Origin of the sequence: Lysinibacillus sp. NPDC056220 (assembly GCF_049315265.1) — a bacterium.
GTDB lineage: Bacteria > Bacillota > Bacilli > Bacillales_A > Planococcaceae > Lysinibacillus > Lysinibacillus pinottii.
Genome location: NZ_JBMOXD010000003.1, coordinates 91098 through 116252, shown reverse-complemented (window position 1 = coordinate 116252; position 25155 = coordinate 91098). Strand labels below are relative to the sequence as shown.

23 protein-coding genes and 1 pseudogene are annotated in these 25155 nt (G+C 37.5%); 4 read left to right on the top strand and 20 right to left on the bottom strand.

The window, feature by feature from the left end; translation table 11 throughout:
* Positions 1-516 precede the first annotated feature (516 nt).
* The 6 genes from ACOZBY_RS10640 to ACOZBY_RS10615 all read right to left on the bottom strand — a co-directional run bounded on the left by ACOZBY_RS10640 (position 517) and on the right by ACOZBY_RS10615 (position 4708).
* Entirely contained in the window at positions 517-1269 is a 753-nt protein-coding gene (locus tag ACOZBY_RS10640) for an SDR family NAD(P)-dependent oxidoreductase (protein ID WP_422762266.1), read from the bottom strand.
* 366 nt (positions 1270-1635) lie between these two features.
* Positions 1636-2514, bottom strand: coding sequence for an Hsp33 family molecular chaperone HslO (gene hslO, locus ACOZBY_RS10635; RefSeq protein WP_031415980.1), 879 nt, complete (start codon positions 2512-2514; stop codon positions 1636-1638).
* 392 nt (positions 2515-2906) lie between these two features.
* Positions 2907-3344 carry a MarR family winged helix-turn-helix transcriptional regulator gene (locus ACOZBY_RS10630; protein ID WP_012294563.1) on the bottom strand — a complete coding sequence of 146 codons (438 nt, stop codon included), beginning with the start codon at positions 3342-3344 and terminating at the stop codon, positions 2907-2909.
* 305 nt (positions 3345-3649) lie between these two features.
* The gene (locus ACOZBY_RS10625; protein WP_031415983.1) at positions 3650-3931 is read right to left on the bottom strand and encodes a hypothetical protein; all 282 of its coding nucleotides are present in this window, start codon (positions 3929-3931) and stop codon (positions 3650-3652) included.
* Between the two features lie 6 nt (positions 3932-3937).
* A complete protein-coding gene (locus ACOZBY_RS10620; protein ID WP_031415984.1) occupies positions 3938-4327 on the bottom strand; it encodes an SHOCT-like domain-containing protein in 390 nt (129 codons plus the stop codon).
* 12 nt (positions 4328-4339) lie between these two features.
* Positions 4340-4708 carry a DUF2089 domain-containing protein gene (locus tag ACOZBY_RS10615; protein WP_031415985.1) on the bottom strand — a complete coding sequence of 123 codons (369 nt, stop codon included), beginning with the start codon at positions 4706-4708 and terminating at the stop codon, positions 4340-4342.
* A 552-nt stretch (positions 4709-5260) separates the two neighbouring features.
* Here ACOZBY_RS10615 and ACOZBY_RS10610 point away from each other — a divergent pair.
* Positions 5261-5596, top strand: coding sequence for a 2Fe-2S iron-sulfur cluster-binding protein (locus tag ACOZBY_RS10610; RefSeq protein ID WP_031415986.1), 336 nt, complete (start codon positions 5261-5263; stop codon positions 5594-5596).
* A gap of 109 nt (positions 5597-5705) precedes the next feature.
* Here the strand turns inward: ACOZBY_RS10610 and ACOZBY_RS10605 are convergent.
* Positions 5706-5894, bottom strand: a pseudogene (locus ACOZBY_RS10605) (SDR family oxidoreductase); the annotation flags it as partial.
* Between the two features lie 203 nt (positions 5895-6097).
* Here ACOZBY_RS10605 and ACOZBY_RS10600 point away from each other — a divergent pair.
* Both ACOZBY_RS10600 and ACOZBY_RS10595 read left to right on the top strand, forming a co-directional pair.
* A complete protein-coding gene (locus ACOZBY_RS10600; protein ID WP_099805907.1) occupies positions 6098-7063 on the top strand; it encodes an arsenic resistance protein in 966 nt (321 codons plus the stop codon).
* A gap of 447 nt (positions 7064-7510) precedes the next feature.
* Positions 7511-8989, top strand: coding sequence for an Lsa family ABC-F type ribosomal protection protein (locus ACOZBY_RS10595; protein WP_422762262.1), 1479 nt, complete (start codon positions 7511-7513; stop codon positions 8987-8989).
* Positions 8990-9124: 135 nt separating this feature from the next.
* On the opposite strand, the gene ACOZBY_RS10590 is transcribed toward ACOZBY_RS10595, so the two are convergent.
* The 7 genes from ACOZBY_RS10590 to ACOZBY_RS10560 all read right to left on the bottom strand — a co-directional run bounded on the left by ACOZBY_RS10590 (position 9125) and on the right by ACOZBY_RS10560 (position 16954).
* Positions 9125-9949, bottom strand: a complete 825-nt coding sequence (locus ACOZBY_RS10590; protein ID WP_031415994.1) for a sugar phosphate isomerase/epimerase family protein — start codon at positions 9947-9949, stop codon at positions 9125-9127.
* Complete coding sequence (locus tag ACOZBY_RS10585; protein ID WP_031415995.1) at positions 9946-10920, bottom strand: DUF6005 family protein; 975 nt, start codon at positions 10918-10920, stop codon at positions 9946-9948. The genes ACOZBY_RS10590 and ACOZBY_RS10585 overlap by 4 nt, the downstream gene beginning before the upstream one ends.
* Positions 10921-10933: 13 nt before the next feature.
* On the bottom strand, positions 10934-11191 hold the full coding sequence (gene asbD, locus ACOZBY_RS10580) for a petrobactin biosynthesis protein AsbD (RefSeq protein WP_031415996.1): 258 nt from the start codon (positions 11189-11191) through the stop codon (positions 10934-10936).
* On the bottom strand, positions 11188-12423 hold the full coding sequence (locus ACOZBY_RS10575; RefSeq protein WP_422762259.1) for an AMP-binding protein: 1236 nt from the start codon (positions 12421-12423) through the stop codon (positions 11188-11190). The genes asbD and ACOZBY_RS10575 overlap by 4 nt, the downstream gene beginning before the upstream one ends.
* Entirely contained in the window at positions 12423-14168 is a 1746-nt protein-coding gene (locus tag ACOZBY_RS10570; protein ID WP_422762257.1) for an IucA/IucC family protein, read from the bottom strand. Before ACOZBY_RS10570 ends, ACOZBY_RS10575 begins: the two co-directional genes overlap by 1 nt.
* Positions 14143-15963: an IucA/IucC family protein gene (locus ACOZBY_RS10565; RefSeq protein WP_422762255.1), complete on the bottom strand. Its 1821-nt coding sequence runs from the start codon at positions 15961-15963 to the stop codon at positions 14143-14145. The genes ACOZBY_RS10570 and ACOZBY_RS10565 overlap by 26 nt, the downstream gene beginning before the upstream one ends.
* Before the next feature lie 472 nt (positions 15964-16435).
* Positions 16436-16954: a GNAT family N-acetyltransferase gene (locus ACOZBY_RS10560; protein ID WP_012294577.1), complete on the bottom strand. Its 519-nt coding sequence runs from the start codon at positions 16952-16954 to the stop codon at positions 16436-16438.
* A gap of 121 nt (positions 16955-17075) precedes the next feature.
* On the opposite strand from ACOZBY_RS10560, the gene ACOZBY_RS10555 reads away from it, so the two are divergent.
* Entirely contained in the window at positions 17076-17717 is a 642-nt protein-coding gene (locus ACOZBY_RS10555; protein WP_099805871.1) for a YczE/YyaS/YitT family protein, read from the top strand.
* Between the two features lie 109 nt (positions 17718-17826).
* Here ACOZBY_RS10555 and ACOZBY_RS10550 read toward each other — a convergent pair whose 3' ends face one another.
* The 6 genes from ACOZBY_RS10550 to mmgD form a co-directional block, all read right to left on the bottom strand.
* Positions 17827-18882, bottom strand: coding sequence for an enoyl-CoA hydratase/isomerase family protein (locus tag ACOZBY_RS10550; RefSeq protein ID WP_325881478.1), 1056 nt, complete (start codon positions 18880-18882; stop codon positions 17827-17829).
* Positions 18883-18896: 14 nt separating this feature from the next.
* On the bottom strand, positions 18897-19682 hold the full coding sequence (locus ACOZBY_RS10545) for an enoyl-CoA hydratase-related protein (RefSeq protein WP_031416003.1): 786 nt from the start codon (positions 19680-19682) through the stop codon (positions 18897-18899).
* Positions 19683-19692: 10 nt separating this feature from the next.
* Positions 19693-21387, bottom strand: coding sequence for an acyl-CoA dehydrogenase family protein (locus ACOZBY_RS10540; protein WP_416277655.1), 1695 nt, complete (start codon positions 21385-21387; stop codon positions 19693-19695).
* Positions 21388-21396: 9 nt separating this feature from the next.
* Positions 21397-22311, bottom strand: a complete 915-nt coding sequence (prpB, locus tag ACOZBY_RS10535) for a methylisocitrate lyase (protein WP_036163716.1) — start codon at positions 22309-22311, stop codon at positions 21397-21399.
* A gap of 42 nt (positions 22312-22353) precedes the next feature.
* Positions 22354-23787, bottom strand: coding sequence for a bifunctional 2-methylcitrate dehydratase/aconitate hydratase (locus tag ACOZBY_RS10530; protein ID WP_036216312.1), 1434 nt, complete (start codon positions 23785-23787; stop codon positions 22354-22356).
* A gap of 98 nt (positions 23788-23885) precedes the next feature.
* Entirely contained in the window at positions 23886-25007 is a 1122-nt protein-coding gene (gene mmgD, locus ACOZBY_RS10525; RefSeq protein ID WP_422762251.1) for a citrate synthase, read from the bottom strand.
* Between the last annotated feature and the right edge of the window lie 148 nt (positions 25008-25155).

Genomic DNA, 25155 nt, shown 5'->3' with positions numbered 1-25155 from the left:
TTTTTGTATATTAAAGGTTTAGAATATTACGAATAAAAAGACTAACGATTTTGGAGGAATAGCAAAATAATAATAAGATACTATATAATTTAGTTCCTTTTTAATAACTAAACTATTAAACCATTCAAATTTTCATGTTGCGTATTATTAGCTTTCAATTTTGTATAGTCATTATCAATGCACCGCTTTAAAAATAGTTTTTTCGTTACAGGTACATTCATCACGACAAAAGTAAAAGGACTGCTTTTGACAGTCCTTAAATGATCTACTATTAAAATGGCTTGAATGCCTAGTACCACATATATTTCTGGAACCCTATCTTTTCTACAATAGCCACAGCAGGCTTGTTCATAGCCCTACAATGCGAATAGGCCATCCAATTCTTCTTTAAACATTCTTGAACATCATGGTATGCGAGTTTGAGCAGGTTTTTCTTGGTGAAACTCTATTATTTCGATATCTATGCCATGTTTATTAGCAGCAACAAAGCCTGAAATACACGTTCTACAATGTTATTTATCTCCCACCACTAACATTTATAATTTCACCAAGAATATAATTGGAGGCATCAGAAGTGAGGAAGGCAATTACTTCTGCTATTTCCTCAGGGGTTGCAGGCCGTTTAATAGGTACAGTTGAAGTCATACGCTCGAGACGATTATCGCCAGGAGCAAATTTATTGTGAAAAGGTGTTTCTACCATTCCTGGCGCTACCCCATTTACAATAATCCCATAGTCAATTAGCTCTCGTGACATACCAATCGTCATTGTATTTATCGCTCCTTTAGCAGATGCATAATGAATACTTTCTCCCGCTTCTCCAATTCGTGCAGCCGCCGAAGAGATATTGATAATTTTTCCGGATTTTTTAGGAATCATATACTTTAATACAGCTTGGGAACATAAGAGAACACTAGTAACATTTAAGTTGAACGTTTCTTCCAATAGTCTTTCACTTATATCCATAAATGTACTTTGTTGGATACCTCCTCCAGCGTTATTAACTAAAACATCAATCGCACCAAAGGAGGAAATAGCTTGGTCAACCATTGCATTCACTTCTTCTTTATTCGTAACATCAGCTTGAATGGCCATAGCCTCTCCATCCTTTTCTTGAATACGTTGGACAGTTTCCATGGCCCCATTCACATTTGTATGATAATGAATAATTACTTTAGCGCCTTTAGATGCCAACAGTTCTGCGGTAGCAAGCCCAATACCGGAGCTTGCGCCTGTGATGAGAACAACCTGTCCTAATAAGTTCTGCATAGCTTCTCTCCTAACAAATGTTTACAATAGTTATTCTCCTTTTCTATGGTAAACCCTTTTAAAGAATCTTCGATATACATGTTTAACTATCGCTATTATGTTGGATTGTTGCGGGGATTAAATCCTTGCTTATTTAGTCCATGTCTTGTGAAAAAGATTTTAATTGAAAGGTATCTGAATAGATTTAATTTCAGCTAAAGTTCAAATCTATTAGCTAATCATATAATAAAATGCTTTTCTTAATAAAGAACATGATTAAGTGTAACCAAAAAAATGAATGTACGCTAAAAAGAACGGAAGTCAGTTCCTTTAGCGTGCATTCATTTTACCAATGTGGGTATAAATTTTGGTTACTTATTTTAAAGATTAAACGGCCTGTTCTAACATGGCTTCTAATTCACTTTTGTTAAATTGATACGTTTCATTACAGAAGTGACATTGTGTTTCTGCTTGACCATCTGTTTCAATCATATCTTGGAGTTCTGCGCTTCCTAAGCTAACTAGCACTTTAGTAGAGCGATCTTTTGAGCAAGTACATTGGAATAGTACTTCTTGTGTTTCGAGAATTTTTACATTCCCCTCTCCTACAACCATAGTTAGAATTTCTTCCGGTGTTAGGCCATCACGTACCATTGCTGAAATGGTAGGAATACTGTCCAAACGCTTTTCAATTTCTTCAATAATTTCTACTGCTGTACCAGGTAATGCTTGAATAATAAAGCCGCCTGCTGCTTGGATTGTATTATCAGGGTTCACGATCACTCCTACCCCCACTGAAGAAGGAATTTGTTCTGACTGTGCTAAATAGTATGTGAAATCTTCCCCTAACTCCCCTGAAATAATAGGTACTTGTCCTACAAAGGGTTGTTGTAGACCAATATCCTTTGAAATCGTTACCATACCATCTGTTCCTACGGCTCTTCTAACATCTAATTTGCCAATACTGTTGAGGGGGAAATGTGTTTGCGGATTCGTAACATATCCTCGTACTTTTCCATTCGCGTTAGCGTCTACAAGGATTGTACCTAAATCGCCTCCACCATTGATTCGAATGGTTAATTTATCTTCATTGTTTAACATAGAACCAAGCATCACGCCGAAAGTCATTGAACGTCCTAACGCTGCTGATGCAGTCGGCCATGTATAGTGACGATGTTGTGCTTCACCTACTGTATCGACTGTCCTTGCTGCTATTATTCGAACCTGTCCGTTATAGGCTAAACCTTTTACTAAATAATCCTTCATTATTATCTCTCTTTTCTTCATTTTATTAGAAGATGAATCTGCATTATACATCATCGCCTTTTTACGCCACAAGCCCAACAATTTGCCCATCGACAATTCAATAATCTAATGATTGTGTTATACATGTCACAAAGACCTCAGTTGTATATCATGCGAGTGCCGTCTGTAAATAATACATGTTGTCATTTCTCTTTTATTGGCATGGGCTTCTGTTTCTACATAGCCAATAAACAGCCTACGTATTGTAAAGCACATAGTGGGAAAAATTCGTTAGTCCAAGAGTCCTTTATATCACTATGTCTAATATACATCTACGTGTTGAGAGGACAAATTCTATACAAATAGTTCAATTATGAACTATTAGAGGGAATAAAAGTTAGAACATAGCTGCTCTAACTCAAATTACCTAACACTTTTTGAAGTAGAGTAAAAGAAGTAGCTTTCTCCTCCTCACTAAATCCATGAAACATTTTGGTTGTCAGATGATCAAAGATTTCTTCAAAATATTTCTGGACCTCCAGTGCTTTTTTAGTTGCAACCACATACATGACTCGTTTGTCCTGGCTATGTCCCTCTTTTACAAGATAGCCTGACTTGACTAAACGGAGAATCATTTCAGTAATCGTTGATTTTTGTTTTTGCATTGTATCACAAATACATTTTATTTGTATGCGTCCCCCATTTTTGTACACAACGTATAACAGCATGAAATGGCTTGGGGCTAAGTCCGTATAGCCTAATCGTTTTAACTCTTGTTTTAATTCATCTTGTACTGCGGTAGAAATTATGGAGTTAAATAAAATTGCTTCATGTGCTTGTATCTCTGCCATTCATATCACCGCCTTTAGAATAGTTCAATTTTGAAGTTATTTCAACTTATATACTCATTTTTCCACAATGATTTTCGGTAGCCATTTAGTAGCTAGATGTAAGTTATGATTGATAATAGATGTAGAACACTTTAATGGTTATCTGACATCTAGCGTGGTGATTTCGCAGAAAAACCTATGAAGATACAAATTCATGGAAGAATTGGATAGTGGTTCTATTAAACTTTTTTGCCGTGTTTATTGGTAGCGAATATGTAAAAAAAACCACCTACTATTTCAGATGTAAGTGGTTGTATGTCAATAAATTATAATTTAACTTTTACTACTGTACCATCCTGTGCTTTGACATCAACTAGCACGATGCCTTTATAATGCTTGAGCTCCTGGACAATGGGCTTGAGTGTTTTTTTGTCTAGTGGCGGCAAAGTAAAGTTCAGTTTTTTTCTTTCAAAGTATTCTTTTGTCCATTTGTTTATATTCCGCTGAAATAATGGTGAAGACAAAATGGAAATAACAATATTTAACATAGCATATGGGATTGGGATGGTAAGCCGAACATCCTTTGTTTTCACTTTGACATGTATCATCAGTCACTAGTCAATGAACACAGAAACGGAATCCCCGTTTGCCGATTTAATATCAACGATTTGGCCATCTAATTCGTTTTCGATGGCTTCCATTATAAGATTAATATCTAGATCTTTCACGTATTTTTCCGATTGAGGAATACTAGCTGCGATACTATGTCCAGCCATTAATACCACCTTGACCAGCTTGATAGGTAAATTGACTGTTACGTTATCATTTTCAGTTGAGACAATACGAACTTTTAAAGTTTTATCTAAATACTTAGCTGGTTTATCTAATAGCTTATTTCCTGCTTCATCTTTCTCTTGCAGTACTTGAATAAGTTCTGAACCTTTTTCTGCATCGATTTTTCCTTCCTGAACCATCGTTAACACTCGTGCAATTTCCTCTTTCATGATCATTTCCTCCTATTCCTCTTTTAAAAGCTTAATGGCTTCTTCCGCTGTGATTTCACCCTTTTCTAGCAGCGTAACAACATTTTTCTCGTCTACTTCATTTTTCTTCTTCTTCTCCACATGTCCGAGGGATGAAATAATATCTGTTAGCTTTCCTCGAACTGTTGGATATGAAATCCCAAGTTCTTTTTCAACATCTTTAATATTCCCTCTACAAGTTAAAAATACTTCCACAAAATGAAGCTGATCCTTTGATAAGGAGGCCAGTTTCGATAATTCAAACTCATTTTCGATTGTAGTGTGGCAATGAGAGCACTGCAACTTTGTAATTTTCAATGTTTGACTGCAAACAGGACAATTTGTGATTACTTGATAGGCCATAATGAAATTCCTTTCTTTAGGTTGATTTGATTATATAACAAAGAATTTAAAAAATAAATAATTAATTTTAATTATTTATCCAAAAAAATTAAAAATATTAATATGTAGTTTGAAATAATTAATTTTTTACAAAACAACGTTAATATAAAGTGAAGAGACGATATAGAAATGGAGTATGTAGAGGCAATATGGGAAAACAAAAATTCGCCTTCGTTCATCGATTTCAATCCAAGATACTGAAATAGTAGTAGTAAAGTAGGCACTTAACCCAATTTTAAGTGCTTGCCACCGATAGAAGGTTAGAAAGTGACAAGAAAATTTCCCCATATCCAAGGGAAATATATCCCCCATGTACGGCGGATTTGGGCGTAATCCTTTAAATAGAGTGGTTTTCCCAGCGTATGAATTGGAAGGATTTCCACCATACAAGTATCCTCGCTAGGTATTATTGTTCAAATTGATTTTTGTATAAAAATAGCAGCATCCATACAAACTGATAAAAACATTTACTTCGTTAACCCCATAAGGAAAAAATGAAGGGAGTATTATTAGATGCCATTTGTCACCGTGTTTGGAGGAAAAACTTTTGAAGTTGAGGAAGGAAAAAAACTAGTGCTAGCACTTGAGGAAAATGGGATAGAAATTTATCATCAATGTGGCGGAAAAGCTAAATGTACCACTTGTAGAGTGGAGGTTTTAGCTGGTGAGTATAAAGATATTTCAAAAGTAGAAAAAACAGCCTTCGCTTTAAAAAATATAGATGAGAATTTATATGACGACTGCTTACGACTATCTTGTCAAATCCGTGTCATTAGTGATATTACTGTTCGCCCCATTCTAACTTCTGAAAATACAAAGGGCAATAGAGGACCAAGACCAGCAGAATAATCCTTAATGTTAAAGAAACGCGGAGGCTAAACCCGCGTTTTTGTTCTTAATATTTATGTTTTAATAGTATTCCAAGGCTAATGATTGTATTTATATGATGGAAATTTTCTTAAAATACACTGCGTACTAATCCACCATCAATACTTAATGCAGAGCCATTGATGGCAGATGACAGTGGACTACATAAAAACGTGACGAAATTAGCAATTTCCTCTGGGCGAATAAGTCGTTGTATAATAGAAGTTGGTCGATTCTCCTTCATAAAGCGCGCTTCAGCTTCTACCATTGTCAAACTTTCATGATATGGAGTCGTTCTATTAGCTGATTTCTACTGACTCCGTACCCCCACCCGAATGGGGATAGGTATTTTCTTGCGATTAAAAATCTGTTTTTATGAAGGAATTTGCTTATATCATCCAATAAGGTCCTTTTATATGATACTTTTATAGAGGAATTCCCCTAGTAAATATACGGGGTTAAAAAAATAGGAGTTCAATGATGATGATTGCAAGAGAAACATTAGAAAGAAATCAGATTTCCCTGTATGTATTCGTTTTATTGTTGGCAGGAGGTATAGGGTTATTCGCCCCTGAGATGGGCATCCATTTAGACATTACCATTTCATTTGTCATAGCTATTTTAATGTATAGCATGTTTTCACAAATTCCTTTTACTACATTAAAAGAATCCTTTTCTAACCGTCGTTTTTTGGGGGCTCTGCTAACGGTCAACTATATAGCGGTACCCATTGTTGTTTGGCTACTAACTTTGTTTTTACCAAACCACCCGCCTTTATTACTCGGTGTCTATTTAGTATTACTGACACCTTGTATTGATTATGTCATTGTTTTTACAGCACTTGGTGGTGGTAATGAAAAAGCTATGCTGATTTCCACACCTATTCTTTTCATTACCCAAATGCTATTACTCCCCTTCTATTTGTGGTTATTCATTGGTCATGAAGCATCGGAAATAGTTGAAAAAGGTCCTTTCCTAGAGGCATTTTTAGAGCTGATCGTCATCCCATTAGTCATTGCTATTATTTTTCAACTACTAGCTAAAAAATCAATAATTGGTCAAAAAATTATTCATTTTTCTGCATGGCTACCTGTTCCGTTTATGGCGTTAACATTGTTTGTTGTTGTAGCTTCACAAATTGGAAAACTATCGTCGTCCATTGATTTGATTGTAAAGGTCATTCCAATTTATATTGCCTTTATGCTTATCATGCCATTTATTTCAAAACACATCGGCAAACGATTCAAACTTGATCTTGCATCTGGTCGAGCTTTAATTTTTAGTGGTTCAACACGCAATTCACTTGTCGTTCTGCCCTTGGCCTTATCTTTACCGGATTCAATTCATACAGTTGTGGTTGCTATTATCGTTACACAAACGATTGTCGAAATTATAGGAGAAATCATGTACATTCGTATTGTGCCTCATTTACTGTTACGCGAACAATAGGCTGATTTGTCATTCATGAAAAAATTTGGTACGATGAATATACAATTATGAGAGGACTGATGGATGAACAATGATGAACTAATCTATATTTTAAGTTGAAATCAATTACTTCAAACTACAAAATATAGGATTAGTCTGTCCATTTTTATTCATCAGTTTATACTTTATTTGTCATTTTCCTATGGCAAAAAGGTCCTTTATTATTACCTGTAACCGACTAATCCTTCCAATGAAATTGGGGGGATTTTTTTATTCTCTCATAGTTACATCAAAATTCAAAAAAGGAGTGTGGAAAATGAGCGATTTAGACACAATTGTTACACATGTAAATCTCCGTATAAGTCGTTAATATCCATCCTACTTATGCGGAGACATGAACACCAGATGGATATGCCGACTTTGTATATAAGAAAGAAAAACGTGTTGCTATACAAAGGAGGAATTATCATGTCAATGATACAAGTTCAAAATTTAACATTTTCCTATCCAGGTAGCTTTGATCCTATTTTTGAAGGTGTTAACTTTCAATTAGATACGGATTGGAAACTAGGATTTATCGGTAGAAATGGTCGAGGGAAGACAACATTCTTTCATTTATTATTAGGGCATTATGAGTATAGTGGGAAAATTAATGCTTCGGTAGACTTTACTTATTTCCCCTACCCTGTTGCTGATCGAAACAAATTTACGTATGAAATATTTGAGGAGATTTGCCCGCAGGCAGAGGATTGGGAGTATCTTCGCGAAATATCGTATCTACATGTAGATGCGGAGGTCATGTACCGACCCTTTAAAACATTATCGAACGGAGAACAAACGAAGGTATTGCTTGCTGCCCTTTTCTTGACGGAGGGCCAATTTCTATTAATTGATGAGCCGACTAACCATCTAGATACAGATGCGCGAAAAATGGTTGCTAACTATTTGAAGAAGAAAAAAGGATTTATTTTGATTTCGCATGATAGAACGTTTTTAGATGGCTGTGTGGACCATATCCTATCCATTAATCGAGCAAATATTGACGTTCAAAGTGGTAACTATTCTTCATGGAAGTTAAATTTTGATAGACAGCAGGAGCACGAGGAAGCAACAAACCATCGTCTACAAAAGGATATAGAAAGATTAAAACATTCCTCGAAGCGTTCAGCAGGCTGGTCCAACCAAGTCGAGGCTTCCAAAAATGGGACGACGAATTCAGGTTCTAAGCTAGATAAAGGCTTTGTCGGACATAAGGCGGCTAAGATGATGAAGAGATCGAAGCACATTGAATCAAGACAACAAAAAGCGATTGATGAAAAATCAAAATTGCTAAAAAATGTAGAAAAGACGGAGTCATTAAAATTAGAGCCATTGACGTTTCAGTCAAAGCAACTAATGACGTTGACCGATGTATCTGTTCGATATGATGACCAAATGATTAATCAGCCATTAAGCTTTAAAGTTGAGCAAGGTGATCGTATTGTCCTTGATGGAAAAAATGGAAGCGGAAAAAGTAGTATTTTAAAACTCATTCTTGGAAACGACATACAGCATACGGGCAACATTCATGTAGGCTCGGGTCTCATAATATCCTATGTTCAACAGGATACTTCCCATTTGAAGGGATCGTTATCGGATTTTATTGAAGCTAACGGCATTGATGAAACATTGTTTAAATCCATCCTTCGTAAAATGGATTTTGATCGAATCCAATTTGAGAAGGATATTGCTCATTATTCAGGTGGACAAAAGAAAAAACTACTTATTGCCAAAAGTTTATGTGAGAAAGCACATTTATATATTTGGGATGAACCACTTAATTTTATAGATATCTATTCCCGTCTGCAAATTGAAGAGCTCATCCAAAGCTTTAATCCTACAATGGTGTTTGTAGAGCATGACCAGGCATTTCAGCAAACCGTGGCAACCAAAATTATTTCTATGTAGCTAAGTAGGAAACTATAAAAACTGAACGTTTGTAAATCAATAGCTCTCTAAGCGTATCTCCCTAATAAAAAGACAAAATCCCAAGGAAAAGATGATACATATTTTTCCTTGGGATTCTCTATAGCCTTATACTTATTATATTTGCACCAGCTGCAAAGCCTTCTTAACATCGTGAATATCTTTTGTTAAAACACTCTTCACATTCGATCCGAACCATTCCAGTGAGGCATTTATCTCCATGGTTGAATCTACTTCCGCTAGGAATTCTCCATAATCAATGACTCCTTCAAATAATGGAACCATCCCTTCTCTAGACCCTGATGCAGCATAAACATTATGTGGTGCAAAAACATCAAGTTGTGTACGGGAGGCAATATTTTTAAAGTGGAAATGTAAAATATAAGGACGAAGTTGCTCCATAGCGATAATAGGGTTTATCCCTGATTCCCATACATGTAATACGTCAAAATTTACTCGTAGCCTTGGGTGATTCGTTTCTTCGAGTAGCTGCATGGTTGATGGTAAATTATCTGTCAAAGTGTTCGGATGAGTTTCAACAAGTAAATATTGTCCCTTTGACTCAAGATAATCACAAAGCAATTCTAGTCTGAAAGTAAGTTCCTCTCTTTCTTTCTTACTTGTGTCTGAGCTGCCCTTCTTTCCGACAAATGTACGAATCTTATTGGTTCCCCAGCGTTCCGCAAGTGCAGATAACCTCTCCGTTTCAGCCATCATCTCAGAAATAGGAGCATCTAATGGTAAATAATCACTAAGCATGCTCGTTTCCAAACCGAAGGATCTTAACCAATCCGCTCCATAATGAAGGTCATCAGCCAAGTTCTTTGCATGAACACCCCAGAGCTCAATCCCTTGAAAGCCTTGAGCTTTGGCAAAGTCAGCCAATTGATCTATTGAGTGAAGATAGTGGCGAAACGAAATTGTACAAATAGATAGTTTCATAACTGGACCTCTTTCTTATGCTGTAGTGTTAACCATGCTTGAAAACATTCGTGTAATCCTTGCTTTATGTTGAACTCAAGGAGATTTTGTTTTGCTAACTTCGCAAAAATATCTTCTGTTACTAGCGGGTCTTGCGTCATCGCAAGTTTCATCACCCGATACTGAATCGTAGTATAGCCATTCACTAAACGCTCAATATCATCACACCATTTATCAAAGCCTTCTTCAGCGCGGCCAAGTGCTTCCCAAAAAAATGCAAACGCATGCTCATATGCATACTTTCTAATCGCTATAACTGGCAATTGTTTTATTGCAGCTGGAAGTTTTGATATACTTTCTTTGTCATTCCCAGCAGTATGCTCTTTAATAATTTCAGCAATGGTATCTGTCAATGGATTACAATGAAGCTTAATACATGTATTAAAATAGGCTTCCACCGTCTCGGTAGTTGGAGCAATGATTGTCTCCGAATCAAAGTAATAGCCTCCTCCTACAGATGGCTCTTGGATAGCAGCTAAAATTCTTTCCTTCGGTAATAACCCTTCCCAGCGAAAATCAGGATCATACATGAACCACTCTTCTTCATTTTCTGTCGATTCTAGCATCACATAATGAGGGAATGGACTTTGATGAAATTTATTCTCTCGTTCTGGAAGCTTCGATAAATCTAACATTACCATTACATGTTGCTGGGGAGATTTATGCGCTAATAACCCTAGTAGCTTGTTGATATTTTCTTGTTTGGTTTGTTTTTCGTCATACCATTTGTAAAGCTTGATGCCATAGAGCATTTCATACCATGTTTGAAAGAAATAATGATCTATTTGTTCAGAATGGTATGTGAGCACACCATTATCAAGCACATCGAAATCTGCATCCCATACTCCAAAATAGTAAGGCCTATGATCGACACCCTTTGTCTTCTTAATAACCTCACAAACACAGCTTACAAAACAATGAACTTTTATCATTTTTAGCCTCCGATTAATCTATCTTTTGCTGTTCTTCTAAGAAGCTTGCTAGTGTCCCTACTGTTTTGAAATCTTTCGGAACGAGCCCCTCATCGGGAATGGAAATGCCAAGATCCAATTCTATATGAAGGATGAGTTGAAGAACCATAATTGAATCCATATATAAATCCTCATTTAATCGGGCATCTTCATTAAAAGAAGACAGTGTCTGCAACTCTAATGAATTTTCCATAATATCATAGATGCTCTTAATCAATTGTTGCCGACTCATACAGAGATGCCTCCAAGTTTTTTTCTACTTACTTTTCCATTAGGTAGCTTTTCGATTTCATGAACAAATATGAACTCAATCGGAATTTGATGGGGGGCAAGAAATTTCCGGCACCATTCTCTAAGTTCTATAGTATCGATTGGTTCAGAAGACACATAGAGTGCACAAACTCGCTCTCCTGATAAATTATCCTGTTTCTTATATACGACGGCTTCCGTTATTCTTGGCTCATCCATTAACACGCTTTCTACTTCTTGCGGATACACATTCAAGCCTGCTACATTAATTGTGTCATCGATTCTTGCAAGAAAAGAAAGAATATTATGTTCTATATAGCCAAGGTCTTTCGTATAAATCGTTTGTGTAGACGTTTCAATGATAATCTCGCTAGGTCTTTGTTTGTCACCAGCTGTCACCTTTACATGAGGTAGAGGATATCCCATCTCTTTTGGATCTTCCACATGAGGGTGAATCGCAACACAGCCAGATTCGGAGCATCCATACTGCTGTAGTACTTGGTTAGATTTTTCTCTTAATGATGTTAACCAGCTATGTGGCATCACAGTTCCTGACGTCATCACACGATCAAATTGTTGATCAATTGGTAATAATCGGCTTAATGTATACAGTAACACTGGAGCTCCATAGAGTATGTGCTGAGGATGTTCTTTTAGCTTTTTCAATATATATTTAGGATTACTATTCGTAATAATAACCGGCTTTGCTCCTCTTCTTATGCAGGCTAGAACCCCACAAATAAATCCATAAGAATGAGTAACTGGACAAGCAACAACAGAATTTGTCATGGCATCAACAGGTAACGCTTTTACATAACTTTCAATCTCCTCCTCCACTGAGCTCCACGTTCGTTCAATGCACTTCGGAGCTCCTGTTGTACCTGAGCTCATTTGAACCAATACCCCTTCTTGGTTATTGGAATGATTGGATAGTTCAATAAAGGTATCAATCGATTGGAACAACAACAGATGACTACCCGCAGTAGAAGCAATCCTTATGGCCCCCTCTTTGGGCGTAGCCGGATGGATTGGGACAACTGATCCTCCATTTTCACGAATGTATAAACAAAGAGTCATATATTGAAAAACATCATCCGTACAAATCGCTATCCTGCGATTGCTACACTCCTTTAGATGAGATAAGCCTTCATATATATCAAATTGTTGTTCAATATTTTCTACTGTATAAAATTGATCGTTAACATAAAACATCATTATTTCCCCTTTTCATCTGCTTGTGCCAACGTATTGTTGACGATATGTCGAAAATTTCCTTCTTCTTGATTTTGCAGTTTCTTTTTTAGTAAAGATTCAACATAAATATGTGTGCTAGTAAACTGAAGCTGTTCATTTCTTGGGCATAAAGATGGAAAGCGGTCAAAGTGCTTCTGTATTCCGTCGTTAACTTGACTCCAAAAGCGTGTTTCTTCGTATCCATAATGCTCTTCTAGCAAATAAGATAGCTCACTTAAATGAAACACGAAGAGTGTATCCATAGCTAACTCTCGTAAACCCTCTACAGAAGACATCCAATAATATTGATCGGCAGGTGCATCTTTAAAGCGTTCATGTATCATTTCAAAATCTGGAACGAGTTTTCTATCGGCAATGAATTCTTCCGTATATTCGATACTGTCATGAAAATCCCGCCATACAATTCGTGTCGGCCACCCATTTTGATGCAATAAAATCATATTTTGCGCATGGGCCTCTACAGCAATTCCGTGAGCAACAAGTAAGTGCCAAACAGGAATAACACTCACTTCAATCAATCGTTTTATCCACGCCTCGGTTCCATATCGGCATAGCCAGTCATCAATAAAAGGACGCCCATCTAACTCCGTCATCATGAGTACCGTAAACGGTACTGCTTTCTCTTCTTCCTTCATGTACAAGCGCACACTTTCTCGCCATATGGTGCCAAACTGACCTTCTAATTTTCTACTATGCATTGTGGCATCCGGTTCAAAAATAATGCCTGCATATTCTTCCAGTACAATAACGCTCTTTTGTAAGTAGGCATCGGATTCAATGACCTGTTTAAGCCATGCAGAAATATGAGGAGCAGCACAAACAGCATGAGAATGTAACCTTCGTAATGAAGAGGTATTCACCATATTCATGGAGCATTTTAATTGTGCCTTTTTTGGATCTGAAGAATTCCATAATGTTCGCACTGATTGAGTTGCCCTATAGTAATCTCCTTTCACATCAAGAGGTATGAAATCTTTTTGTTCTATTAATTCAGCAAGTTTCTGTTTCATGGTACGCCATTGCCATGGGTGAACAGGTAAGAACGTATAGTCCTCAAATGTTCCTTTGAATACTGCAAGCTTGTCAAGAATGGTTTCCCACAGTAAATGCCCTAGCTCTCTTTTCCAAAAATTCGCTTCATCCTCAAGTACAGCGATTCGTACATAGCTTCTTCTCACTGCAACCCATTGAAGAGTAAATGCTTGCTTTCCCTCAGGGCCATAGGCTGCATGGTCGTCAATTGTAAAGCCGGTTCTGGATTTGAAACAAGGATGATAGGGATGTCCTTCCATAATTTCCGATTCTAATTCTTCATAGATTGATTTTCTTCTCGACATGGGCATTTGGAGATGTCGTTCATTCCATTCACAAAGCTTATTCGTTCCATGAAGTTCTTTCAGTAATCGAATTTTGTCTTGACGACTCGTCAGTAACTCATCGACTAGCTCCTCAAGCGTTGCCTCATGTACCGTTTCATCTTCGCTTACTAAAAAAATATGATCTTCCTTTATTCGAATGCGATCAAATGCCATCCTTCTACCTTCACAACGATAGGTGTATTTCTGTCCAATAAGTGTAAAAATTATAGTCCTTTGATCTAGACGTGTTTCTTCATATTTGATTAGTCCTTCAAAGATCATTGCTTCTACAAGCTGCCGCCTTACACGGAGTTCTCCTTGTTTAGCTAAAGGCTGTAGCTGCTGCATACTCTGCCTCCTCAAACTGAATAACAAATGGATTAGGAATTTTAGTATATACGGCTTGTTCCAGTTCGGCCTCCAGTTCATCTACATCATGAAACCTTGTTAATAGGTTTGCTTTGAAGGCAAGCTCCTCTTGTTTTAGAATGTTACGAACGAATATTTTTCCAAAACCTGTAAATTCTTTTTCTAATAAGTGCAGTTGATCCATAGACCACTTCAAAAGTTCATTTTCATTAATTAACTGATCTGCTCCAAATCGAGCAATAACAGGGAACAATTGATTCATAAATAAATAATAGGTAAATCTATCATGGATAAGGGCATCTTCGTAAAATAGCTCCTCCGTTTCATGTAAAGATGGTTCTATTGAAAGAAGTACATCTTTATATGCTTTTGATAAGTAATAACCTTGGTTATCGCGGTAATAATATGTAGTTGGATAACCTGAAGAGATGTTTAACAGACTATTTTGTTGATGGGCTTCAAGAGCGATCCCATGCTCATCGTATAATCTTAATAATGGTTCAATAGCATTTGTCCAATAGACTTTAAACCAATCTAAACTGACGCTCTCTAATGACCGGAATTCAGATTGAGCGATTTTCATGATGAGCTGACATAGCTTTGATTTTTCTTCTAGCAGGGGCTCTTGCACAAGCGTAGCGATCATGCAGATTCCTTCATCATGCCCCTTAGGAAATATGTTTGAACGAAAAATAACCTCAAATCCTGATTCCGTCTGATTTGGAAACTCTATAGTCATATACGCAGGGTCATTCATCATTTGAAAGGATGAATGCTTTTGTAAGAAATCTATCTTCTTCATTAATCGAGCCATAGCAATCCCCGCTTTGAGTTCATGAGTTCTATTGACCCTCAATGAATTTGTTATTTTTACGGGAATTGAAAACTTATACATCATTTCTTCCTGAGCGTTGTAAACCGTTCTGATTGAAGAGGTTGCTGTATAATATGCCCCTTGTGCTCCTTCGTATTTTATTAAATCTTCAGCAATCGCCTTTTTGACATACTGTTGCTGTAGAAGCCATTGTGCTTGTAAGGGGTGTACCGGAATGTAACAGACATTCTCTGACTTAACAAATTCAGGCTGTGATTTGATTAAAGATCGAGCAATGTGTTCACTAGCACTTATTTCTAATACGGAGGCCTCGTTCACCATTTTACGGTCGACTCGAAAGTAGTGAAGTTGGAAAGAACCTTGTAACTCTGGAGCAAAGCTGGTTTGTTGCCAATCTGCCATCCCTTGTCTACTTTTAGGTGTTGGATGGAGCCAATGACCAAGTAGGAGAGACTGCTCTGCTTCAATAAACGTATCGCTAGCTCGGTGTTGCTTGTCACCTTCAAAACTCTTTTCAATATAATGGGCCATTGTTTGATAGCTCTCAATTATGCGAAGAATGAGTTCGTCAAAATGGGAAGAAAGCTTCAGACAGCCATCCATTTTAGTCGTACAATGTAGTTCCTGAATAAGCGTGATGAGAATCGTTAATTTATCCTCAACAAGCCATTGTTTTTGTTTTGTACAATATTTCAACGATGCACCAAATACCTGTCTTCCAACAAGAGATTTATATTCCACGCCAAATGCAAAACGTATGTTTTGTCTTGGTAACTCAAGCTCTAATATATATGCCTCGGTAATCAGGGCTGATAGTCGTTGTTCCTTAATCCATTCCTCCTTTTTGACCCAATGCCCGCTTCTCACCTCTCGTATATAACAATTCATAAACGCCTGAAACGTTGCATTCTTTGCAATCTGTTTAGCAATCTGCTGCATGAAATAAACCAATCCTTTCACAGAACCTTTTTACTATTAATTGATAATGATTATCACTCACTGTTGAAAAAATAAGTCTCCCTTATTAGAAAGACTGAGAAGTAAAAGTAAATCGAAACAAATGAGGTGTTGTTAACAATTGATAATGATTATCGTTTTCATTAATAATTACATTTTATAGGTAATATGGAAATGACTCAACTGTCTAAAGACCTATATGACAATACAAACCATTGAAATAGGTAAAAGTATAGAAAAAGTTGGCGTTTTCCGCATCACATATTAGAGATTTTTAATATTTAATGGATTAAAAAGCTTAAATATTACAAGAAAACAAGAATGGTTGTTTAATGAAACAAAGGTTCTTATGGTTTGAAAGACGTGCCATTTCACAAACGATGTACCTGTAGAAAAATAAGTATAGAAAAATAGCAAAAACGTTGATACCGCAACATTTCTGCTATTTAAAAATTTATATTAATATTTTTGTCATAATTACATCTATTTGTTCTTCCTCACCCATATAAAAGCTGTGTGCCCCGGTCTGCACAAAGCCTATATTCTTATAAAAGCCTATGGCATTGTCATTTTTATCCCAAACTCCTAACCAGATGCTGCTTTTGTTTTGAGCTTCAGCTAATTCGACTGCCTTGTTGATGAGATATTTGCCAAGACCTCTTCCTTGAAATGGCTGTCGAATATAAATACGTTCAATTTCAAGTGTCTCATCCCCCATTGGTTCAGACTGAGCATCATTGACATTCACCTTTAAGTAACCAGCAATGACATCATTGTTATAGATAAAATAAAATTCTGAAGCTTTATTAGATAATTCTTTTTCCAGCTGATACTCTGTAAATGCTTTCTCCAAGTAAGCGGTCATATTTTCAGGTGAATTATGATCTTTAAAGGTATCATTGAATGTTTCGATACTCACCTCTTGGAGTTTTTTTAAATCACCTATGCTACATTTTGATAATTTGATTGACATTGATTACACTCCTTCAGAACTCTTTATGTATTTTATATTGCAAATGCAATAAAAAGAATATATATTGAATGTAACTTATTTTTGTTGTATATGCAATAAAAAGTGGAGGGAGGTAATAAAAGTGAAATATGTTTTTTATGTCTTAGGCATTTTCATTTTAACACTGGGCATTTCTTTAACTATTCAATCTAATCTAGGCACTTCCCCCTTCGATGCCCTTTTAGTGGGATTATCTAAAAATATAGGGCTGACTGTAGGTAGCTGGGAAATTATTATAGCTATTATTTTAATAGTTGGTAATTCTATGTTAACCAAGCAAAGGCCCGAATTCTTGGGCTTGATGACAGCCTTTATTACGGGAATTGGAATTGATATGTGGTTATTTGTGTTACACAATTGGATAACGCCTGTAGCTTGGTATAGTCAAGTTGTTAGTTTTGGTGTAGGTTTAATGGTGATTGGGTTAGGGACTGCCACCTATTTACATACGAATTTTGCACCGATACCTGTTGATCGATTAACCTTAATAATTAAAGAGCTCACGAAAAGGAGCATCTTTTTTGCAAGAACCACTATTTATCTCCTGTTTTTAACGCTGGCGTTACTATGGAAAGGCCCAATTGGCTTTGGAACAATCATAACGGTTTGTTTGGGAGGGCTCATCCTCCATTTCTTTATGCCTATTACTGGCAGAATACTAGATAACCTCCTACAGCACTCTAATACCACTCTAAATGATCAAAATGAAGAGATTGAAAGCTAGTATAAACCCGAATATTCTGTTTCTTGCTTAGAATGGGGTGATGTCATTTCCCCCTTTCTTCTATAAAGATAAAAATCCTGCTACGAACAGGATTTTTAAATGAAGTCTATCATGTAACATTATTTTCTTGAAAAAACTTTTTCTTCTCCTCTTCTGTAAATTCTTCTAGGTTTTGATAGGTATAGCGTGGATTACGATCCTTATCAATCACAACAGATCGTACACCTTCATAGAAATCCTTATGTCTTAAAAAGTTTCTTGCCAACATGAAATCTGTATTCAAACATTCCTCTACTGTTTTTTCACGAGCGTCAATAAGCTGCTGTAACGTAATTTTTAAAGAGGAAGGTGATTTCGACAACAGCAAGTTCTTCGTGTCACGGGCAAATTCGCTTGGGTCATGGTTTAAGGATTGTATGATTTCCTCGACTGTATTTCTTGAAAAATGATGGTTTATTACTGTTTGAAGCTTCTCAAGTTCACTGTTCGTGGATGGATTACTAGAATATTTCTTAATTAGTTGGTGTAAGGTTGCGTTTATATTGTTAGAATGCCAATCTGTCTGTATAACGCTTTGAAGGAAATCAAATAGCTTATCGCTCGTCATATAATGATCTGCTCCGTTCGCAAAAAGGACATCTGCTGCTTTAATAATGGACGCAGTTAATGCCACATAGTAACCAATAAATCCTGGCGCTTTGTTTAAGAAATAGCCCGCGCCAACGTCTGGAAAAAAGCCAATATCCATTTCCGGCATCGCCCATTTTGTACGCTCTGTAACGATTCGGTGGCTTGCTCCATAGGTTAATCCGACTCCACCACCCATGACTATGCCATCAAGGCAAGCAATAATTGGTTTAGAATAATGATAGATTTCCAAATCCACTTCATACTCTACTTCAAAAAAGTTTTCAGCTACTTTAAATGCTTCTTGACTGGATTGTGCTTGATAAAGTGTTTTAATGTCACCTCCAGCGCAAAACCCCTTCTCCCCTGCCCCTTGTAGTACAATAAGACAGATTTGATCATTCGCTTCCCATTCTTTTAATTTTTCTCTAATGAGGTTAAGCATGTTAGTGGAAAGAGAATTTAAAGCTTTAGGACGATTCAACGTAATGAAGGCTGCTCCTCCATCTTCCACCGAAAATAAAACTTCGTTTGCCATGTTGGCCCCCTCCTTTAACAGTGTTTAAAGTGTGGCTGTCTTTTTTCAATAAATGCCTGTACACCTTCTTTGGCATCATTTGTTAAAAATAACTCAGCAAAACGTGTTCGTTCAAGTTCAAGTCCTTTTTGTAGGTTATCCTTCGTGCTTTGAATCACACATTCAATTGTACGAGAGACACATGTCATACTTTTACCCGCAACAAAGGACTGTGCAACAGCTTTAGCCGTCGTCAAAAGTTCCTCAGGTTCTGTTACGAGTTGAATAATACCTAGCTGTAATGCCTCGTCTGCACTCAGTTGTTTACTTGTTAAAATTAATTGGAGCGCTGTTGCTTGATTCGTCATTCTGCTAAGTCGTTGAGTCCCCCCGAATGTTGGGAGTAGCCCAAGCTTTAATTCTGGTAAGCCGAGAATGGCTTGATTCGAAGCAATTCGGAAATGACATCCTAACGCTAGTTCAAGCCCTCCTCCAAGAGCCGGTCCATTAATGGCAGCAATAACTGGTTTTTTCATGGCTTCTACTTCATCGCATAGCGCTTGCCCTGCTTGAGCCATTTGCAATGCTTTTTCCTGTTGGCCAAAGGCTGAAACAAACTCCTTTATATCAGCCCCAGCGACAAAAAATCGGCCAGTGCCTGTAATAATAATGGCACTTGTGTCTTCATCCTCTGCTAGCTCTTGGAAAATGAGACGTAGGTTTTCAATAGTGGCTGATGACAAAGTGTTTGCAGGTGGATGATTTAAATGAATAATTGAAATAGAATCCTCTTTACTAACGTTGACAAATGTATCGATCATGCTGCTCCTCCTAACTAATCATTTTTGGGTTGTCAATGAATGTTCTCGCAAGTGCCCGTTTTTTCATAAAGAGATTTTGCTGTAGCGGAATATTTAATTGTCGAATGTTATTTAGCAAGCTTACTCGTTTTTGTTCATTGCTTTCAGCGGCCGTAATGATAGTAATCGCACTTTCTTCTATTTTGCGGTAACCCTCCTGGCATAATATGTCAGTCATTAATTGTTTTGTTTGGACATGTGCAGTTTTTTTCGACCTGAGCCAGGCTGATTCCATGACATACGTTTCCATGGCCATATCCGCCAACAAACGCATAAATTCTTGCTCCTGTTCGAGTTGAATTTGTGCATTTGCAATGACATGAATAGCTAGTTGCATTAAATGCTTGGAGAGAAGGATGTAATGGTGATTTTTTTCTAATGGTTGAGCGTGAATAAAATCACCCTCTATTGCAGTTGTTTGTACATATTTTTTCCACAGCATTTTAGCCATTGTGAGGCGATTGATTTCATTTGTACCCTCGAAAATACGGTTAATTCTTGCGTCTCGATACAAACGTTCCACTTCATAATCTTGCATATAGCCATATCCACCATGTATTTGAACAGCTTCATCAGCTATTCTTCCAAGTGCTTCGGAACAATGTACTTTATGAAGTGCGCATTCCAGAGCAAATTCAGATATTTTCTGAACTATCGTTTCATTGCTTGCTGATGCAATAGCCTCATCAACTTTCCCAGCCGTTCGGTATGCACCGCTTTCTGCTCCATAAATCAGAACGGCCATGTCAGCAAGCTTTTCCTGTATCAATGTAAAGTCAACGATAGGTCGTTCAAATTGTTTCCGTCCCTTCCCATAATTCACGGCTATTTGAAATGCTTGTTTGGCCGTTCCTATATTAGAAAAGGCAAGCTTTAGACGTGCCATATTCAAAATGTTCATAGCGACTATATGTCCTTTGCCAACCTCTCCAAGAACACAATTGATTGGCACAATAACATCTTCTAAAATGAGCGTGGCCGTTGAAGAGCCTTTAATGCCCATCTTCTCTTCTTCCTGACCCACGGATACTCCTTTAATGGAACGTTCGACAATCAACGCAGTCATCCCCCTATTCGTCTGGGCAAATACAACGAAGACGTCTGCTAGCTGAGCATTGGTAATCCATTGCTTTTCTCCATTTACTAGCCATGCTTTCCCGTCTTCTGTTAATCTAGCATTCGTTTTGGGGCGCAGTGCATCAGAACCCGCTTCGGACTCTGTAAGGGCGTAAGCTCCAATCCATTCTCCAGAAGCCAACTTTGGTAAGTATTTCAGCTTTTGCTCCTCATTTCCAAAATAGATATAGGGTAATGTGCCCACCCCTGCATGAATATTGTAGGAGACACTAAAAGAACCCCCAAAACCCATTTTTTCTGCTACCAGACCAGAAATTTTTTTATTGAGCTCAAGTCCTCCATAAGCTTCGGGTATTTCAATGGCCAGTAATCCAAGATCACCTGCTTTTTGGAACAATTGTCGGGTGATCTCATATTGTTGCTGTTCAATGGATGAGATATTCGGTGAGACATCCTGTTTAATGAAGAGCTCAGCAGTTTTTGCAATGAGCTCTTCTTCATCGTGGAAATCCTCAGGTGTAAAGATCGTCATGTTGTTTTTTAGTCGATCCATATAAGCCCTCCTTGAAAGAAAGTGGAGAAAAGCCATTTACCTCTCCTACTTTATTTCCTCCTTCGGTAAGATGGTTTTTGCTAATTCACTATCTAAATCCTCGAATTTATAATAGGAAATCGTTTCATACAATTCGCTTCTTGTTTGCATATCCTCAATTGCTTCTTGTTGTGTTCCAGTATTTTTTATTAATTCAAATACGCGCTCGTATGCTTTTGCTGCAACTCTCATAGATGTAACGGGATAAATGACCATCGAGTAACCCATTTTTTCAAATTCCTTAGCGGTATAATAAGGAGTTTGACCGAATTCAGTCATATTGGCTAATAAGGGGGCATCTAACTCATTGGCAAATTGTTTAAACTCTTTTTCAGTTTGTAATGCCTCTGGAAAAATAACATCTGCACCAGCAGTAACATATGCTTTGGCTCTTAGTATAGCCTGCTCTAAGCCTTCAACAGACCTTGCATCCGTGCGAGCAACAATCATTAATGTAGGGGCTATTTGTTTAATCATTTTTATTTTTTGAATCATTTCCTCCTTTGGAACAAGAGTTTTGCCATTTAAATGTCCACACTTTTTAGGAAGATTTTGGTCCTCTAGCTGTACGGCAGCAACCCCTGCCTCTAGCATTTCACGAGCAGTACGGGCAACATTTAATACGCCACCAAAGCCCGTATCAATGTCCACTAGCATCGGTAAATTTGTAGCCCGAATAATATCACTAGCACGCTGGGCTATCTCATTTGAATAAATCATCCCTAAGTCTGGTAAACCTCTACTCGCTGTATAAGCGGCACCAGAAAGATATAATGCCTCAAAGCCAACTTTTTTAGCCATCAAACCAGCCATTGCATCATGTACCCCTGGTATTTGCAAAATAGCTGAACGAGCGATATGAGCTTTAAATTGTTCAGCTAATTGTTTTTGTGTCTTTGCTTCTTGGACAATCCATGTCATTTTTAAATACCTCCTCTTTATTGCGTTCGGAATCCATCTAAATTAAATAAATAGATTAACAAATTCATGAACAGCAATTTGTTCAAGCAGCTCTTTATTTACACAAACATCGTTTATTTTATTGAGTTGTTTTTGAGCATAATGCGTACGAAGGTTTTGCTGGAATTTATCAATAATCTGAGGGAATGCTTCCTCACGGCGGAAACGATGTCCTAAAGGATATTCACACTCAATTAGCTCAGTTGATGTACCATCTTTGTAATAAACTTGAACAGCGTTCGCAATGGATCGTTTATCAGGGTCTAAATAGTCGATTGTATATTGGCCTTTTTCCACAACAACCATTTTATTACGCAAGTCATCGATTCGTGGATCTGCCGCCACCTCATCTTCATAGTGATTTGCGGTAATGTCACCATAAATAAGACCAATCGCTGTAATATATTGAAGGCAGTGATCTCGATCTGCAGGATTGTGAAGAGGCCCTTCTTTATCGATAATTCGCATGGCTGATTCATGTGTTGTAATTTCTATGCGGTCAATATCAGCTAGGCGATTTTTTACTTCAGCATGCAAATGAACGGCACATTCTGCAGCCGTTTGAGCATGAAACTCTGCAGGATATGAAACTTTAAAGAGGACATTTTCCATAACATAAGATGCAAGTGGTCTCGCAAGCTTTAATTCTTGCTTATGAAAGAGCACATCTTGGAATCCCCAGCCTGGTGCAGATAATGCAGTTGCATAGCCCATTTCCCCTTTCACAGCCATCATTGCTAGTTGTACGGCCCTGCTTGTAGCATCGCCAGCAGCCCATGATTTTCTTGATCCCGTATTAGGAGCATGTCGATAGGTTCTTAAACTTGAATTATCAATCCAAGCATTTGATAAAGCATTGACAATCTCTTGATGAGTGCCCCCTAAAGCCTTTGTAACAACAGCTGTTGTCGCTATTTTGACAAATAAAACGTGATCTAAGCCAACACGATTTAAGCTATTTTCGAGTGCAAGTATTCCTTGTATTTCATGGGCTTGAATCATCATTTCTAAAACATCTTTCATTTGGAGAGGCTCTTGCCCTTCTGCAACACGTACACGACTCAAATAATCAGCTACAGCTAAAATACCACCAAGATTATCAGAAGGATGCCCCCATTCTGCCGCCAACCATGTATCGTTATAATCCAACCAACGGATCATACAACCGATATTAAAGGCACCTTTAACTGGATCAAGGACATAGGATGTTCCTGGAATACGAGTACCATTTGGAACGACTGTACCTGGTACTACAGGACCTAGAAGTTTTGTACATTCAGGATATTGTAAAGCTAAAATGCCACAACCTAACGTATCCAATAAAACATATCGAGCCGTTTCGTAAGCTTCTTCGCTCGTAATCTTTGTGTTTAATACGTAATCCGCAATATCAATAAGAAGCTGGTCTGTCATCGTTTTTTCATTCGTTTTAATCATCTATAACTTCCTTTCAAGGTATGCATTTGATATACTAGTATGCTGATGGGCATTGGTCAGAATGTCCATCAGCTCTATGGCGAGTTGTTAAAACTTGATTATACCGACAATTCTTCAAGGTTATGACGCTCGCCTATATAATGAACACGAGGTCTAAATAATCGATTATTGTCATGTTGTTCGATCACATGTGCACATAAACCGATCGTTCGAGAGCCAAAGAAAATAGGCGTATATAATTCAATTGGTAAGCCCAGCATGTAGTACACGGGCGCAGCATAATAATCTAAATTTGGATACAAGCCTTTTTCCTCCACCATCACTTTTTCACCGGCTTCGCACATGTGATATAAGCAGTCATCCCCTTGCTCCAAGCATAATTTATACAAAGCTTCTTTCATGATCTGCGCTCTTGGGTCCATTTTTTTCATATAGACACGATGGCCAAAGCCCATTATTTTATCTTTATTTTTGAGCTTGTTTTTCAGCATCGCTTCAAAGCCCTCCACAGTCTTAGCTTCAAGCAGCATATACATGACTGCCTCGTTCGCCCCACCATGCAAATTTCCTTTCAATGATGCGACAGCACCAGTTAGAGCACCATACAGATCGGATTGTGTGGAGGCAATAACACGAGCAGCAAAGGTCGAATTCGGCATTTCATGTTCACTATATAAAACAAGTGATTGGTCAAAAATTCCCTCTTCTAATGGTGTTGGTTTTCTTCCAGTAATCATGTAATAAAAATTAGCACTATAAGAAAGCTGACTATCCGGTTCTACAACATCTTGACCATTTAATACACGGTAGCTATTCGCAACGATGTTGGGCATTCCACCTAAAAGTCGATATGCTCGTGTTACATTCATTACAGTCGAACGATCATGGATGTGCTGATCATACCCTGCTAACGCTGAAATTCCAGTTCGAAGGCCGTCCATCGCATGTGTCCCATTTGGTAATAAGTTGAAAATTTGAACAAGCTCTTGTGGAACGTGATAGTTTTCTTTCAATTTATCCTGTACGTCAGCTTGTTGCTCAGTAGTTGGTAGGTTTCCGTGCAATAATAAATGGACAATATCTAAATAGGCGTATCGCTGAGATAGTTCAATCAAATCATAGCCACCTATAACAATTTGACTGCCTACTACGTCTAAGAAAGACAGTTTTGTTTCCGCAGCAATAACTCCATCAAGACCTGGTGAATACGTTAACTCCATAGATTACAACCCCTTTGTTTAATCATTCTTGTAAGCGTTACCATTCAAACTCGAAAGAACAACAAAAAAACAACTTCTATCCTTTAGAAGTTGTTAATCTACAAAAGTATGACAGAACAAAAAACAGTGAACTTACATCCATTCACAA

What these genes read in the sequence shown, in the direction of transcription:
- ACOZBY_RS10640 (WP_422762266.1), bottom strand. Translation starts at nt 1,269, where the DNA reads ATGCAGAACTTATTAGGACAGGTTGTTCTCATCACAGGCGCAAGCTCC.
- hslO (WP_031415980.1), bottom strand. Translation starts at nt 2,514, where the DNA reads ATGAAGGATTATTTAGTAAAAGGTTTAGCCTATAACGGACAGGTTCGA.
- ACOZBY_RS10630 (WP_012294563.1), bottom strand. Translation starts at nt 3,344, where the DNA reads ATGGCAGAGATACAAGCACATGAAGCAATTTTATTTAACTCCATAATT.
- ACOZBY_RS10625 (WP_031415983.1), bottom strand. Translation starts at nt 3,931, where the DNA reads ATGATACATGTCAAAGTGAAAACAAAGGATGTTCGGCTTACCATCCCA.
- ACOZBY_RS10620 (WP_031415984.1), bottom strand. Translation starts at nt 4,327, where the DNA reads ATGAAAGAGGAAATTGCACGAGTGTTAACGATGGTTCAGGAAGGAAAA.
- ACOZBY_RS10615 (WP_031415985.1), bottom strand. Translation starts at nt 4,708, where the DNA reads ATGGCCTATCAAGTAATCACAAATTGTCCTGTTTGCAGTCAAACATTG.
- ACOZBY_RS10610 (WP_031415986.1), top strand. Translation starts at nt 5,261, where the DNA reads ATGCCATTTGTCACCGTGTTTGGAGGAAAAACTTTTGAAGTTGAGGAA.
- ACOZBY_RS10600 (WP_099805907.1), top strand. Translation starts at nt 6,098, where the DNA reads ATGATTGCAAGAGAAACATTAGAAAGAAATCAGATTTCCCTGTATGTA.
- ACOZBY_RS10595 (WP_422762262.1), top strand. Translation starts at nt 7,511, where the DNA reads ATGTCAATGATACAAGTTCAAAATTTAACATTTTCCTATCCAGGTAGC.
- ACOZBY_RS10590 (WP_031415994.1), bottom strand. Translation starts at nt 9,949, where the DNA reads ATGAAACTATCTATTTGTACAATTTCGTTTCGCCACTATCTTCACTCA.
- ACOZBY_RS10585 (WP_031415995.1), bottom strand. Translation starts at nt 10,920, where the DNA reads ATGATAAAAGTTCATTGTTTTGTAAGCTGTGTTTGTGAGGTTATTAAG.
- asbD (WP_031415996.1), bottom strand. Translation starts at nt 11,191, where the DNA reads ATGAGTCGGCAACAATTGATTAAGAGCATCTATGATATTATGGAAAAT.
- ACOZBY_RS10575 (WP_422762259.1), bottom strand. Translation starts at nt 12,423, where the DNA reads ATGATGTTTTATGTTAACGATCAATTTTATACAGTAGAAAATATTGAA.
- ACOZBY_RS10570 (WP_422762257.1), bottom strand. Translation starts at nt 14,168, where the DNA reads ATGCAGCAGCTACAGCCTTTAGCTAAACAAGGAGAACTCCGTGTAAGG.
- ACOZBY_RS10565 (WP_422762255.1), bottom strand. Translation starts at nt 15,963, where the DNA reads ATGCAGCAGATTGCTAAACAGATTGCAAAGAATGCAACGTTTCAGGCG.
- ACOZBY_RS10560 (WP_012294577.1), bottom strand. Translation starts at nt 16,954, where the DNA reads ATGTCAATCAAATTATCAAAATGTAGCATAGGTGATTTAAAAAAACTC.
- ACOZBY_RS10550 (WP_325881478.1), bottom strand. Translation starts at nt 18,882, where the DNA reads ATGGCAAACGAAGTTTTATTTTCGGTGGAAGATGGAGGAGCAGCCTTC.
- ACOZBY_RS10545 (WP_031416003.1), bottom strand. Translation starts at nt 19,682, where the DNA reads ATGATCGATACATTTGTCAACGTTAGTAAAGAGGATTCTATTTCAATT.
- ACOZBY_RS10540 (WP_416277655.1), bottom strand. Translation starts at nt 21,387, where the DNA reads ATGGCTTTTCTCCACTTTCTTTCAAGGAGGGCTTATATGGATCGACTA.
- prpB (WP_036163716.1), bottom strand. Translation starts at nt 22,311, where the DNA reads ATGACATGGATTGTCCAAGAAGCAAAGACACAAAAACAATTAGCTGAA.
- ACOZBY_RS10530 (WP_036216312.1), bottom strand. Translation starts at nt 23,787, where the DNA reads ATGATTAAAACGAATGAAAAAACGATGACAGACCAGCTTCTTATTGAT.
- mmgD (WP_422762251.1), bottom strand. Translation starts at nt 25,007, where the DNA reads ATGGAGTTAACGTATTCACCAGGTCTTGATGGAGTTATTGCTGCGGAA.